Here is a 14,523-nt window from a genome sequence, read left to right on the forward strand (position 1 = left end):
TCGCGGTAGGATTCATTTCAATATCTATCATTTGAAAGGGTGGTTTTAAGTGAATACAGGTACAAAGAAAAAAGCAGCCATTCTGCTAAGCACAGCGTTACTGGCCGGCGTTATGGCAGGATGCGGCGGAAATAACGGCAACAACGAACCAGCGGCATCAAGCGGCGAATCTCCGGCAGCGGAAGCAACTTCCGGTCCGGTAGAAACCTTGACGGTAGAAGTGTTCGACAGAGGGATTCAGGGTCAGCCGGACTTGAATAACAACACGTGGACCAAGTACGTCAACGAGAAATTCGGCAAGCCTAATCATGCCGTCGTAAAATACGTTACGGTCCCTCGATCCCAAGAAGTCGACAAGCTTAACGTGTTGATGGCTGCCAACGAAGCGCCGGATATTTCCTTCACGTATGACGGCACGACCGTAACCCGTTTTGCCAAAACCAACGGCCTATATACGCTGGACGAATTGCTCGAGAAGCACGGCCAGCAATTGAAAGCTTATCTAGGCGATACCGTTCTTGACTATGGGAAATACGAGGGCAAACAAGTCTCCATCCCGGCGAAGCGGACGTTGCTTGCCTGGAACGGATTGTTTATCCGCAAAGATTGGCTCGATAAGCTGGGAATGTCCGTTCCGACGAATAAGGACGAATTGTACGATACGCTCGTTGCCTTCCGCGACAAGAACCCTGGCAACGTAAATGGCGTCATTCCGTGGGCGACTGCGGCTTCCGGCATGAACTACACGTTTGGCAACCTGGTTCCATCCTTCTGGGGCCCCATGTCGGAGGAAGAATTCGTTACCACCACCAACTGGCTGAAGCCCGGCAACAAGGACGCGTATAAATGGCTCAACAAGCTGTACTCGGAAAAACTGATCAGCCCCGACTTCGCATTGGACAAAACGGCTAAGCAAGCGGATGCCGACGTCACGAACGGCAAGGTAGGCTTCTATGGGGCCAACTGGGATTATCCGATGGTGCAAAAAATTCGCGAGCCGCTGAAACAAAATGCGCCGGATGCGAACTATGTTCCTATCGATGCCTTCAAGAACGCGGACGGGAAATATATAAAAGAGACGTATAATGAAAACGGACTTTTCTCCTTCATTCCGAGAAGCAGCAAACATGCGGAGCTGGCCATGAAGTATCTGAACTGGATGGCTGATCCGGAAGTATTGTTCTTCCTGCAGTTCGGCGAAGAAGGCGTCAACCACACCATGGTGGACGGCATCCCGCAAGGGATTCCGCAAACCGGCGAAAATATGCAGATGAGCAATCTCAATCTGGATTATACGCTGGTCGTAAACGGCGCGGAGCTGGGCGACACCGAGAAGAATGTCAAGACGTACGCGGCAGCCTTGGCAACCGGAGATAAGGCCTATGAGAAATTGGCCGTCGATTCTTACAAGATCAATACGACAGACGGCTTTACCGCCTTCTACTATGGGGTTCCGAACGAAGCCAGCATCAAATACGGCAAAACGCTGGGTGATATGAACAAGCAAATGACGGATAGGCTGATCGTTGCCAAGCCGGCAGAATTCGACGCCTTGTATGACAAGCTCGTGAAAGAATATATGGACGCTGGCGGCAAAGCCGTTCAAGACGAGAACGTCAAGCAGTACGAAGAAATAAAAGCGGGCAGCAAGTAAGTCGTCAGATACGGATAAACCATCGTACGCCATGGTTTATCCGTATTTTGAATTGCTATTGCCGGGAAGCTCTGCTATTATTCGATAGAAATTCATATGTTCGGGGGGGATACCCGTGCACAAGGTCATGATCGTAGATGATGAGTCGTGGGCGATTCGAGGAATCCGCAACGCCTTTGACTGGGAGAACAACGGTTTTGAAATCATCGGCCAATTTACAAGCGCTTACAATGCGTGGGATGCGATCCTGACGGAAAAACCCGACTTGGTAGTTACGGATATCCGGATGCCGGACATTTCCGGACTCGATCTTATGCAGAGGGCCAAAGCGCATGAATTGGACACGGAGTTTGTCGTCGTAAGCGGATATGCGGAATTTAAATACGCGCAGGAAGCGCTGCGCTACGGCGCGCTTAATTATTTCCTGAAGCCTCTGGACGTAGATCTGGCAGATTCGTTCATTGCGGAGCTTGCCAAGCATTTCTCCAAAAGAAGTGCGGCGCGCAATCAACTTCTCCTGGATGCGCTTACCTCTCCCAATGAGGAAGAGATCAAACGTTATCTGCCTCTTCCCGAAGGTGCGGATGAATGGTACTACCAAGTGCTCGCCATCGATTTCGAAGGCGACAATCCGGATTTCAGAAAGCTGCTCTCTTTGGAAGGAAAGCCTGTTACGGCTATGGAAGTTGAAGCCGGAACGAATAAAAAGTTGATCGTTCTGATGACGGAGCATAAAGCTTGTTTGGTCTGGGATGAATTGGTTTTGAAAAATACCGGCCTGAATACGGTGGGCATCAGCAGCGTTTCCAGCCAGCTCGCGCATATGAACAAGCTGATTAAAGAAGCGGATCTGTCCTCTTCCCAGGCTTTTCTGGACGAAGGCGCGAGGGTCGTTCATTACGAGCCGAAGGTTCAATTGGTGAAACCGTGTATCGATGAGATTCATCGGATCATACAGGGGAACCGACTTAGCGACTTGGATGCGTACATCAACGGGCTGCAGGCTTACTTCAAGGATCGGCAGCTTGGCATGAGCGAGGTTGTTTACTTATGGAATCAGGCCGTCGGGATCCTGATCAACGCTTATGCGGAGGAATTGAAAGACATGGAGATGGATTTCCTTAATTATGCCGAGATTAAGGAACGGTTCGAGCACTTCGAATCGTTATGCGGCTTTCTGCATGACGTTCTCGCCTCCATCACGCAAGGGAACAACCGCTCTTTGCACGAAGGAGACATCTTGTCTTGCTTCAATAAGATGGTCGCCTATATCGACGGCCACTATGAACAGAAATTGTATTTGAAAGAGTTGTCCGCCCAGTTTTACATTAACCAAGTGTATTGCTGTCAATTGTTCAAGAAAAATCTCGGCAAAACCTTCTCCGAATACGTGTCGGAGCTCCGAATCAAGAAAGCCCGCGAGCTATTGAAGAAAACCGATTTGTCGATCGAGGAGATCGCCATTCGGACCGGGTATGCGGAATATTACTATTTTAATAAAGTGTTCAAGAAGCATTGCGGGATCACCCCTTCAAAATTCAGAAAAAGCAGTTAACGATGAACGGAGCGGCAGGCCATGAAGACCAGTAGACTGAAATTAAAACATCAGATATGGCTTATCTTTTTTTTCGCTATCGTTATATTTACAGCTATGGTGTTGTATTTCTTTTATAGCTTTTCTCATCTCACCCAGAATAGGGCTGCCAATTTCGGGAACCAAATGATCGAGCAAACGCGAAGCAAGATCGATACCGTCTTTCATGATATCCGGGTCAGCACCGGCATTGCGGTCAACAGCAGACTGATTCAGGAATATACCGTCGTGGATGATGATTACAAGAGGGCGTTCGATAGCGGTAATTATGCACTGGATCTCATGGATTATATGAGATCCTTTAATTCGTATGTGAGCGGCATCGTCATTGACGACGTTCGCGGGAAGCAGCTTTACAGCCTGGATTCCTCGGGCGGGGATATTTTCTTTCTCAAACGTTACGACAGCTTCATTCGAACGTATAAGAAGGACCCTTCGCTTCGGGAAATGGGGCAGTTCACCACGACGTTAAAAGACGATAACGGCGGATCGGAACAGTTTTTTTATATCGAACCGATCGTCGAATCGATAGGGGGAATCCATTTCTCCGAAATAACGGGTTACTTCACCATCATGGTCAATATGGACAAGCTGCAGGGGCTTGTGGAAAACACGGAATTGACGCCGCGCTCCACGTTGTACATTCTGGACAGCCGGGACGAGGTCATTGCTTCCACGAATGCGAAAGCTCGCGGCACGTTGTTCAAGGATGTATTGTCTATGGATAAGGACAATCTGCTTAACGGCGTGAAGACAACCATCGACGGAGAACGAATTCTCGTTCAGGTTAAAGGTTTGGAGCAGGCGGACGGGTGGCGGATCGTGAGTATGATACCGGTTCGCGAATTGACTTCGGACATGAACCCCATGCGGAAAGTCAGCATTATCGTGGGGATTGGCATAATTCTCATTTTGATCATCATGGGCATTTTCTTCATGAACAGCCTGATGAAGCCGGCGATGGGGCTTGTTTTGGATATGAAACGGGTAGGGGGAAGGGACAGGAGCTTCCGGATTAAAGTCCGGTCTACCAATGAAGTAGGGTCGCTTGCCCGAGACATCAATCGGATGATGGACGAGATGGAGGAAATGACCAGGGATAAGTTGAATACCCAAGCCAGATTGTACAAATCCGAGCTCAGTCAGAAGCAGGCGGAGTTTTCCGCCCTGCAGAGCCAGATCAACCCGCATTTCCTGTATAATACGCTGAATTGCATCAGCAGCATCGGATTGGATTACGGAAGCAGGGAAATTGCGCAAATGACGTCATCCATGTCCAAGATTTTCAGGTACAGCATCAAACAAGACGAGCTTGTACGGATCAAGGAAGAAGTAGACTGTATTCAGGCCTATATGAAGATTATCTCCATTCGTTACGAGAATAAATTCGATATGAACATCGATGTCGAAGAGGGCCTGCTCGAGATGAGCACCCCAAAAATGATTCTCCAGCCTATCGTAGAGAACGCCGTCTATCATGGGCTCGAGCGGATGGACCAAGGGGGGAGGCTCGAGGTTGCCGGGCGCATGGATGCGCAGGGAGATGCGTGCTTCTGTATCCGAGATACCGGGAAAGGAATGGAGCCGGAGGCGCTGGCCGCTTTGCAGGCCAAGCTGGACATGGAGTATCCGGAACGCGCGTTAGACGGCCAATCGTCGCAGAGCATTGGACTTACCAATATTCACAATCGGCTCCGGCTGCTTTTTGGAGAGCGGTACGGGATTACGATTGAAAGCCGGATCGATCATGGGACGACCGTGACCGTGAAGATTCCGGCATTGGCCGAATCCTGAATGACGCATGCGGCAAGCAGTTGCTGATGATGAGCTCCACGCCTCCGCCAGGATGACAGGAGCATACTACGTCGCATCCCGTACCGGCAGCCTCGTATGACAGGCCTTCGGCCAGATTGACCCTGATATGAAAGGGCTGATCGGCCTGTCCGGCATAATGAAATTCCGAGTCGTATTCCGTGTAGTCAGGCTTGCAATGTTGCCGAAGCATCCAGACGTTAAAGCCTGTCGTGACCTTGCCCAATTCATAATAGGCCGCAAACCAATTAATCACAGGGGCCGATAACCCGCCGAAATGATGCCAGCCAGCCCCCCTACCCGATTGCACGATAAAATGCTCGTAACAGTTGTAAGTGGCTTCGGTCTCGCGTTTCCATAATTCCAAAGCCGTGTTTGCAATTCGGTAAGCGAGGTCCGGGTAACCGTAATCAAACATGGTTTTCCAGAAAAACCATTGATGGGGCATCCAGACCGCACCGTTCCAATAGCCGTCTGCCCGATAATAAGGGGCGCTTTGATCGACGGTGGATAAGCCGATCGGCGTCCAGAAACGTTGTTCATCAAACAAGGCGTCAATGAGACGCCGAGTGCGTTCTTTATCGCAGACGCCTGCCAGAAGCGGGTATAGGCCGTCCAATCCGCGATTGTAATTCGCTTCGGAGCCGTGGCGCAGGAGCCCTTCGTATTCTCCTTCTTCATTATGCAGCACATAGCCGTAACAGCCGGCTTCCTCATCCCAGGCATAAGCGTTGAGGGCATCGCTCCATCTTCGGATGTCCTTGTCGTATTCCTCGGTATCCAATTGCCGATTATCGGATGCTGCCGCCGCCATCCTGAGGATTTTGGCGATTCGAATGAGCTGACTCGTCGTAATGACGGGAGCGGCTTTAGGTTCTAATTTTAGCTCATGCACGTGTTTCTGAGGAGGGTAATCATCCCAACCCCCGGAGTTATAGAAATAATCCCAGGTTTGAAGCAGTCCGGTTTGAAATACGTCCGTCGTGGAACCATTGATTTTGCCTGCGAGGAATAAGTAGTATTGCCGTAATCTCGGGTAGAAATAGTTCAGGAACTCGGGAGATTGCTTGCGGTTCCACAGCTCCTGGAACAAATAATGCTGCACGGGAACCGGGCTGCCGTGATGAATAAAAGCCGCTTCAGGATCTCCCGGCTCCGTCATATAAGCATTCAAGCAATCGATGGCCCGGCTGTCATCGAGATCGGCGAAGCCAAGTCCGATAAACCCGGAATCCCATGTGTACAGGGAATCCCACCATCTCCCGGGGGTGTTGTGGCGAATGAACGTACGCTTGGTATAGACCGGGAAAACCGTATTGGTCAGCAAGGTTGCCCGCATGAGCTGCTGGCTGAAGGCATAACGGTCGCCCGCAGCATAAGCAGGAGGAGACTCCAGCTTCCGGCGTTCCGCTAGATAAACAGACTCGCAGCTGCCGGCATCCAACGCAAAGCTTGCCAGTCGGGCATGTACTTCTTCCAAAGTCCCGCCGCACACCATGCCGTGAAGAATAAGAGAGGATGCCGGGTTTAGGGCAATCGGACGCATAAATACATTCGTATAATGTCCTTTTCCGTTGCCATGCAAAATCGGACTCACATGTTCGTGCACCGTATGGCGGGCGAAGTGATCCAGCTCGTCGCTTAGGAACTGTCTGATCTCCGCGCCGGGATAATTCCACGACAAGCCGTAATAGCAGGGACTATCCGGATAATGAAGAATCAGGCTTCCGGGAATGGGCCCTTCCATCAGTTCCGGCTTGATGCGCCAAGGGAGATCCACGAACGCGGCCGCTTTGGAAGTCTGCTGCTCGACAAGCGTAAAGCCGTCAAGTACAAGCGGGTTAACGCTCCGCGCGCGTAGACTGACGGCAACTTTGCCTGCAGGCAAGCTCCCAATATGGATTTCCGATAACGTTAAGCTGCCCGATGGTTCCATTTGAAGCCGGTACTCGTACTCCCCGATTCGCAGCTCGAGCTCCGCGCCCCGTACGGCTTGACCGCGCAGCAGGAAGACGGCGTCCTTCAGAGAGGTCTCGACGTTGATCTCGTAGCGGAGCAGATCTCCGGCCTCCGTTCCGAACGGGGAGCCGATTGCCGATCCTCCCGTAAAATGCTGTCCGCGAATTTCTCCGCGCGACAATCCGTCGTACACCAGCCCGTTTGCAGGCCGCGGCTTGGCAAAGGTCAATTCCTTATAATCCAGCGCATCTACCCACTTGGCTCCATACGGAAGCCGCGCTTCCGCGAAGATTTGGACTTCGCCGTGTCCCGGCAGCCGGGGGGGCTGGAGCGAAGCCATGGCGTGAAGCACCAGATTTTGCGGTTGCTCCGTTTGATTGGCGAAGTTCACTCGGATAAGCCGACTCTGCTCATCGATCCGGCTGAACGCTATATCCGCGTAAACGCGGTCCTTCCATTCCAGCTCATGGCGGTGGGAGAAATGGCTGAAATCCGGCGAAGCCTCCCAGGGATGATAGCCGGATTCCCATAAAACATTCGGAATGTCTATTTTTCTTCGATAGAATCCCGGCATGAAGCTTAAATCAAAACGAACGCCTTTCGAGGGATCGTTAATATGGGAGATGCCTATATATTGCTTGGCATAAGGTCCCCAGGAAGGTAAATTCAGGTCATGATTACGGGAAAGACGCTGATCGTCACTCATGTTCGGACGGCTCCTTCGGGTTTTGGCATTTTCTCACTATTGTAAAGTCATGCCCCTGAAAAAGCCTCTTGATTGCCGATCCGTTTGTCTTGAAAACGGACATTCATGGCGCGATAAAAGCACGATAGCCAATTTGGAGGCAGGAAAATGACAGCGAGTTTCAATGCTTACGACAGGGAAGCGGTCGATTACGCAGATCCTCATTTTCGGATGAATATATGGTCGATCGACCACAAAAGTCCAGCCTCCGAGGAGTATGGTCCATGGCACTATCATGAGGCCGTGGAGTGGATTGCCGTTCTGAAGGGTACGATGGCCATCGAAACCACGAATCATGATTATCCGCTGCAGGGCGGCGACGTGATGCTGCTAGGTTCAAACGAGCTGCATCGATCCCGTAAATACGGACCATCCGAACTGGTTTACATCGTATGCCACGTTGATATGGGAGCTTTTATGGACCCGTCCCTGCTGACGTATTATGCGGCTTTCACCGGTAAATCCGCCAATCTGACGATGCTGAACGAGCCACTCGGCCGATCCGTGTCAAAGGGACAAGCCCATGCTCTGCTCGCCAGGATGCTCCAGGATAGTACGGCCAAGAAAAGGGGGTATGAGCTCGCCGTCAATGCCAGCTTCAAAATGCTCTTGCATACGCTGATTCAGATCGATGAAAGGAAGGTTATCGCGCCGATGGACCCGCATCTGGCGGAAAAACTGCGGCCTGCGTTAGCCCTGATCGAGCAGCGGCTCGAGACCTCCTGCCTGATCGCCGATATCAGCAGGGAGCTGAACTACAACGGCGGTTACTTTGCCAAGCTGTTCAAGAGAGGAATGGGAATGACGTTTACGTCTTATGTGCAAATGCGAAGAATGAAACGGGCCGCGCAGCTCCTGCTTACGGTGACTTGGTCGGTAACCGAAATCAGCGGCAGCGTGGGATTTGCAAGCCCCGCTCAATTTTATCAGTTGTTTAGAAGGCATTTCGGCTGCTCCCCGAAGCAGTTTGCAGGCCGTCATGGACGGGATAACGGATCGATAGGGGAATATTCGTAGAGTAACCTCCTCATTACCTCGCTTCTGCCCGTAAGCCATTCCGCCCTATCAGGGCGGGGCGGCTTTTTGCATGTATGAGATGGATTGCGAATCCCAAAGCCGATAATTGGAGAAATCGACGTAATTTGAAGTGTACACTGCCGGATGCGGCAGTTAGATTTAAATTGCCGGGGACGGTAGCCGGTTGGTTCATGATTGGGATCAATCCGCCGTGCTCGAAGGAAACCGATAAAAGGGGATCGCGCAATGACGAAGTTGAAGGTCGGTATTATCGGCGTGGGAGAGGTCGCCCAGATCATTCATTTGCCTATTCTGGCCTCGTTGCCGGAGCTTTACGAGATAGTGGCGTTGTGCGATATTTCACCGAAGCTGCTCGCGAAGATGGGAGAGAAGTATGCGGTCGGGAACTTGTATTCGAATGCCGAGGAGATGCTCGATCAGACCGAGATGGACGCGGTATTCATCCTGAACAATATGGAATACCATACCGATTGCGCCGTGGCCGCATTGCGAAGGAACATTCACGTCTTCGTGGAGAAGCCGATGTGCGTGACCGAAGCGGAAGCCGAGGCGATCATCGAGGCGCGGGATGCTTCCGCCGCCCAAGTGATGGTCGGCTACATGCGGCGCTTCGCTCCAGCTTATCTTCGGGCGCTGGAAGAAGTCCGGACGCTGGGACCGATCAATTTCGCTCGCGTCAGGGATATCATCGGTCCGAACGCTTTCTTCACCGGCCAATCGGGCACGCATGTGTACCGATTCGACGATATCCCGGCCGAAGCCGCGCAAGACCGCAAGGCGAGGAATGCCCGTCTGATGAGGGAAGCGATCGGCGAGCAATCTCCCGAGACCTATGCGGCATACGGCCTATTGCTTGGATTGAACAGCCACGACATCTCCGCCATGCGGGAGCTTCTCGGCGTACCTATAGGGGTGAAGGCGGTCACGTCCTCGCGCGGCGGCAGATTCAAAACCGCCATTCTGGAATTCGGCGATTATGATGCCGTCTTCGAGACCGGCGTAGACGGGCAAGGACGTTTCGACGCCCATATCGAGGTATTCGGGGAGCGCAAGTCGCTGCTTATCCAATACGATACGCCGTATTTAAGGCAGTTGCCGACGACGCTGCGGATCCGGGAGACGATCGGCGACTCGCTCGAGGAGACGATCATCCGGCCGACGTACAAGGACGCGTACACGTGCGAACTCGAGTATTTTCATGAAGTCGCAGCCACGGGAATGCCTCCCAAGACGACGCCGGAGGACTACGTCCAGGATCTTCGTATATTCGCAATGATGATGGATGCCATCAAGTAGGGAAGTGACGGGATGAGCGGGGCGAACCGCGGTAAAGCAGCAGAGGACGATCATGAGGATAACAATTTAAGGATTGGCGGTCATTGTTCATCGGACTTGAAATGGCTGTCGGCGCTCGAAGCGCCGCTGCGCGTAACGGGGTTGCCATGGCTGGAGCGAGACGGCGTATATCGCAGGTTGCCGGTGAACCCCAGCCATGCGATTCGGCCGGAAGTGGATCGGTTAGCGAATTATACGACCGGCGTGCAGGTCCGTTTCCGGACGAATTCGCCGAAATTGTTCGTAAGGGTGAAGCTGGCTGCTCCCTATAGCATGTATCAGATGACGGCTACGGGTCAGTGCGGCGTGGATTGTTATATCGGAGCGATCGGGGATCAGCGGTATATCAACACCTCGCGTTTCGACTTTACGCAAGCGGAATACGAATCCGTGCTATTCGATTCCCTCCCGAGGCAGATGCGCGATATCACGCTGAATCTCCCTTTATATCAGGGCGTAACCGAACTGCACGTCGGCATCGAGCCTTCATCGGAGATCGCGGCGTTTCCGGGATTCCCCTTAGGCAAGAAGGTGCTTCTCTACGGAACGTCGATAACGCACGGCGCGTGCGCGACCCGGCCGGGCATGGCGTATCCCAATATTCTCAGCCGCTTGTTTCCGCTCGAATTCGTAAATCTGGGCTTCTCGGGCAATGCCCATGGGGAACCCGAGCTCGCGCATCTGATTAGCCAGATCGAGGAGCCGGGTCTGCTCATTCTGGATTACGAAGCCAATACGCCAAGCACCGAGCGGCTCCGGGAGTCTCTGCCGGAATTCATCCGAATCTATCGCCGGCGCCATCCCGAGGTTCCGATTCTCGTTATCTCGCAAATTCGTTTGGCCAGAGAAGCATTCGACGATGAGCAAGCTTCCCGAAGGGAAGAGCGCAAGCGGATCCAGCGGGAAGAGGTCGGGCGGCAACGCTCCGCGGGAGACCGCAACGTGCATTTCTTCGACGGGGCGCTGCTGCTGGGCGATGATCCCCAGGATTGCACGACGGACGGCATCCATCCCTCCGATCTGGGATACGATCGCATCGCGAAGGCGCTTCGGCCGGTCATCGCGGATCTGCTGCAAGCCATCATCGCGCAAGCAACGGGAGGGGACGAAGGGAAATGAGCCAAGGGCGATCGAACAAACGACTACACCGAGTCACGTTGGAAATGAGCTTGAAGCCTTTTGCGAGCATGGAGCCTACCGCCATCGAAGCGACATGCGAAGAAGCGATTCGGCAGTGGCTGCCGTTGATCGGCATGGCGGATAGCTGTTCGATGCTCCTATGGGTTGCGGACGGCAGCGAAATTCTGACTTGGGACGGCAATTGGGAGCGCGAGATCGAGTGGGGGCGCTATATCGGCTTCGCGAACGAGGACAAATTCGGCCATGAGCCGAGCGACCCTCGTACCGCCAAGCTTTACCGGCCCGATGCTTGCGCGATTACGTACGCCGATCTTCGGTTCATCGTAGGGGCTTTCAAGCGAATCGCCGCCGAGAACTTCGCCATTCGGATGGAAGTCGGCGCCACGTTCGACGCCGGACCCGAATTCGCCTATTCCGATTTCAAATACAAGCTTCATCCGGAGATCAATCATGCCGAGCTCGGGGGCAAAGAGATCGCGCTGAAGGCGGATTACAACGTGATCTGCACGTGGTCGAAGCTGCGCGAAGATCGAAACGCCTATGCCGCTTATCCGGAAGGTATACCCGTAGGAACGCCGTTCGGCGAATATCTGGGAAGGCAATGCGCAAGCTTTCTTCCGGAGCTCGGCTTCGATTATATCTGGTTCTCGAACGGCTTCGGCTTCTCTTACTTCCCTTGGACGTACCTCGGAGCGAATTACGACGGGACGGCGTTGCCGCTGGCGGATTACGAAGAGCTGACGGGCAGAACGCTGTCGTTCTGGGAGCATTTCAAGCGGGAATGCCCGGATTTCCGCACGGAGGTGCGCGGCACCAACTTCGGGACGGGGATGGACCTGGCGAAGGACTTCATACCGCTGGCCGAGCTGTACGGGAGAAAATATATCGCTTACCCGCCGCCGAACTCGCCGTGGGGAGCGCTCAACTTCGACTTCGGACTGGAGATCGCGTCGCACATGTCCAGAATCGCGGTTCTGCCGGGCGAGACGTATCCGTATCGCTTCTATCCGAACGATCCTTGGTTCTGGCAGAATCCCTGGTGGGATCTCTACGATCGGGAGCCGCACGACATCTATTGTCCATTGACGGTCGCTCGGATGAATCGCGAAGGCGAGCTGCAGAATCCGGGCATTATCGAGCTTCTGACGATCGATACGGAGAAGGGCGAATTGAACGCGGATTGTCCCGCGGAAGTCATTCCCCATCTTCGGCGGGCGATCCAAGACTTCCCCGATCGGGCCGGCATTCTGACCTGGCTCTATCCGTTCGCGGAATACCATGCGGCGGTTGCGGAATCAACGAACGAATCAAAGACGATCTTCTTCGAAGAGTGGTTCGTGCGCAATGCGGTCAATCAGGGATTGCCGCTCAATACCGTGCTCAGCACGGATGAATTCGCGGCGATGACGGCCGAAGCGAAGACCAAGCTGCGGGATACGATCGTCTTCGCTCCGGCTTCCGGGTTAACGGGCGAGAACGGCCGCCTCCTGGCCGCGTTCGTCCGGGAAGGGGGCAAGGCGATCATCTACGGGGCGGTAACCGATCCGCGGTGGCAAGAGCTGCTCAACCTCCGGCAGGATCGCGGCCTCGAAGGCGAGCTGACGCTGAATCATACGATGCAGCCCGACACGTTACTAGACGAAGAAGCCTCGACATCGAGACTATTCAAGCACGATCCCCTAATTGGAGGCGGCGCCCTTTACGAGGTTCTGAACGACGGGGACGATCGGGCCACGAAAGTATGCGCGACGGCGATATCCGCCCGGGAAGACGAGGTTCGCATCCTCGCCTTGACCCGGGAGTTGCCGGAGTGGAACGGCGGCAAAGTCGGTTGGGTCCGGGGTTCCCTGCCGTTCGAGGGAGGAACCGTTACGCAGCTTCCCGTCCGGCAAGCCGAAGCTTACTCGGACCTCTCGATTCTCGCCCGGCAGCTCCTCGCGGAATTCGGATACGAGCTGCGGCAGGCGAAGCCGGAAGAGGCGAGCAAGTCCGCGCTCTTGTTCGTCTCGCGCCGCGACAACGGGTTCATCTTCACGGGCTGCCGGCAGGATACTTCGGTATCGCTCCGCATGCGCTTCCCGGGCGGAGTTCCGGTCTTTACGGGCCAGACGATCCGAGCCGGACAAGGGCACGCCGCTTATTCGTTCGATCGTACGTTCCACGACGAGTGCCGCATCTTCGTCGATCAGCAAGAGACGACGACCGTCTTCTGCCGGGAATACATGCCGGTCCCTACGCCGAGGAAGAATTCGGTTCGCTTCATCCACGTCACGGGCCTGCGCGAGGCTGCAGTGACGATATACCCGCCGCTGGCGAGTCTGGCCGCGGGAAGCGTCGAGGTCAAGGCCGATAACGTCTACTTGGAACTCCAGGGCTGCGTATTCGGCGATAAATTGGTTATCCCGCATGTAAGCGGGGAGATGGAGGTTACGTGGTAATGCAAGGAGAAATTGAATTAAGGCGCAAATTCGCCGTTCAATTATACACGCTGCGCAAGGAATGCGAGCAGGACTTCCCCGCTACGCTGAGAACATTAGGCGAGATGGGCTGGGCCGGGGTGGAGACCGCCGGGCTTCACGGGCATTCGGCGGAGGAGATCGCGGAGGTGCTGAAGGAAGCCGGGCTGAAGACGGCCGGCATGCACGTCTCCGCGGAGCAATTGCGAGCGAACGCGCGGCATGCGATGGCGGAGGCGAGAATTCTGGGCACGAATCGCCTGATCTGCCCGTCCGTGCCCCATGAATGGCGCAACGAAGAAGGGTACGTCAGGTTAAGGGAAGCGCTTAACGCGGCGGCCGCGGAGGCGGAAGGCGGAGGCTTCACGGTCAGCTTTCACAACCATGCCTTCGAGTTCGATACGAGCGTCGATGGGATGGACGCGCTGAGTTACTTAATCGAGCCTTCGGCTGCTAATGCCGTGTTAGCGGAAATTGATGTATACTGGTTGACGAAAGCCGGCTATGATCCGGCTGCGTTCATAGACCGTTATGGCGGCCGAATGCCGACGATGCACCTGAAGGACATGACGGGCGACGAGCGCCGAACCTATGCCGAGATCGGAACCGGGATCATTGACTTCGAGCCTCTGCTGCTATGGGGGGAGCTACACGGCGTGGAATGGTATGTCGTCGAGCAGGATCTATGCGAGGGCGACGCGCTGGACAGCGTTCGAATAAGCCTGGGCAACCTGCACGCGCTCTCCGATCGGCTGCGGGCAAGCATGCAATAGGATAGATTGCGAGAGGG

The 14,523-nt window shown here is 54.1% G+C and carries 9 protein-coding genes; 8 read left to right on the forward strand and 1 reads right to left on the reverse strand.

What is annotated here, in order from left to right:
- Nucleotides 1-49 precede the first annotated feature (49 nt).
- From GT019_RS28805 to GT019_RS28815, 3 genes are all read left to right on the forward strand, one after another.
- Complete coding sequence (locus tag GT019_RS28805) at nucleotides 50-1,654, forward strand: extracellular solute-binding protein (protein ID WP_161746903.1); 1,605 nt, start codon at nucleotides 50-52, stop codon at nucleotides 1,652-1,654.
- 115 nt (nucleotides 1,655-1,769) lie between these two features.
- Nucleotides 1,770-3,209, forward strand: coding sequence for a response regulator transcription factor (locus tag GT019_RS28810; RefSeq protein ID WP_161746904.1), 1,440 nt, complete (start codon nucleotides 1,770-1,772; stop codon nucleotides 3,207-3,209).
- Nucleotides 3,210-3,374: 165 nt separating this feature from the next.
- Complete coding sequence (locus GT019_RS28815) at nucleotides 3,375-5,042, forward strand: sensor histidine kinase (protein WP_235949575.1); 1,668 nt, start codon at nucleotides 3,375-3,377, stop codon at nucleotides 5,040-5,042.
- On the opposite strand, the gene GT019_RS28820 is transcribed toward GT019_RS28815, so the two are convergent.
- On the reverse strand, nucleotides 4,972-6,996 hold the full coding sequence (locus GT019_RS28820; RefSeq protein ID WP_235949576.1) for an MGH1-like glycoside hydrolase domain-containing protein: 2,025 nt from the start codon (nucleotides 6,994-6,996) through the stop codon (nucleotides 4,972-4,974). The two genes, GT019_RS28815 and GT019_RS28820, sit on opposite strands and share 71 nt — an antisense overlap.
- An 876-nt stretch (nucleotides 6,997-7,872) precedes the next feature.
- Here GT019_RS28820 and GT019_RS28825 point away from each other — a divergent pair.
- The 5 genes from GT019_RS28825 (at nucleotide 7,873) to GT019_RS28845 (ending at nucleotide 14,506) form a co-directional block, all read left to right on the forward strand.
- A complete protein-coding gene (locus GT019_RS28825; RefSeq protein ID WP_161746907.1) occupies nucleotides 7,873-8,781 on the forward strand; it encodes an AraC family transcriptional regulator in 909 nt (302 codons plus the stop codon).
- A gap of 246 nt (nucleotides 8,782-9,027) precedes the next feature.
- Nucleotides 9,028-10,098 carry a Gfo/Idh/MocA family protein gene (locus GT019_RS28830; RefSeq protein ID WP_161746908.1) on the forward strand — a complete coding sequence of 357 codons (1,071 nt, stop codon included), beginning with the start codon at nucleotides 9,028-9,030 and terminating at the stop codon, nucleotides 10,096-10,098.
- A gap of 12 nt (nucleotides 10,099-10,110) precedes the next feature.
- Nucleotides 10,111-11,256, forward strand: a complete 1,146-nt coding sequence (locus GT019_RS28835; protein WP_161746909.1) for an SGNH/GDSL hydrolase family protein — start codon at nucleotides 10,111-10,113, stop codon at nucleotides 11,254-11,256.
- A 44-nt stretch (nucleotides 11,257-11,300) separates the two neighbouring features.
- Complete coding sequence (locus GT019_RS28840; protein WP_161746910.1) at nucleotides 11,301-13,715, forward strand: hypothetical protein; 2,415 nt, start codon at nucleotides 11,301-11,303, stop codon at nucleotides 13,713-13,715.
- Nucleotides 13,715-14,506: a sugar phosphate isomerase/epimerase family protein gene (locus GT019_RS28845; RefSeq protein ID WP_161746911.1), complete on the forward strand. Its 792-nt coding sequence runs from the start codon at nucleotides 13,715-13,717 to the stop codon at nucleotides 14,504-14,506. Before GT019_RS28840 ends, GT019_RS28845 begins: the two co-directional genes overlap by 1 nt.
- Nucleotides 14,507-14,523 lie beyond the last annotated feature (17 nt).

It is taken from the genome of Paenibacillus glycinis (genome assembly GCF_009909185.1).
Lineage (GTDB): Bacteria > Bacillota > Bacilli > Paenibacillales > Paenibacillaceae > Paenibacillus_Z > Paenibacillus_Z glycinis.

Coding starts and splice junctions, on each gene's coding strand:
- GT019_RS28815 (WP_235949575.1), top strand. CDS start 3,375: ATGATCGAGCAAACGCGAAGCAAGATCGATACCGTCTTTCATGATATC.
- GT019_RS28820 (WP_235949576.1), bottom strand. CDS start 6,996: ATGGAACCATCGGGCAGCTTAACGTTATCGGAAATCCATATTGGGAGC.
- GT019_RS28825 (WP_161746907.1), top strand. CDS start 7,873: ATGACAGCGAGTTTCAATGCTTACGACAGGGAAGCGGTCGATTACGCA.
- GT019_RS28830 (WP_161746908.1), top strand. CDS start 9,028: ATGACGAAGTTGAAGGTCGGTATTATCGGCGTGGGAGAGGTCGCCCAG.
- GT019_RS28835 (WP_161746909.1), top strand. CDS start 10,111: ATGAGCGGGGCGAACCGCGGTAAAGCAGCAGAGGACGATCATGAGGAT.
- GT019_RS28840 (WP_161746910.1), top strand. CDS start 11,301: ATGAGCTTGAAGCCTTTTGCGAGCATGGAGCCTACCGCCATCGAAGCG.
- GT019_RS28845 (WP_161746911.1), top strand. CDS start 13,715: ATGCAAGGAGAAATTGAATTAAGGCGCAAATTCGCCGTTCAATTATAC.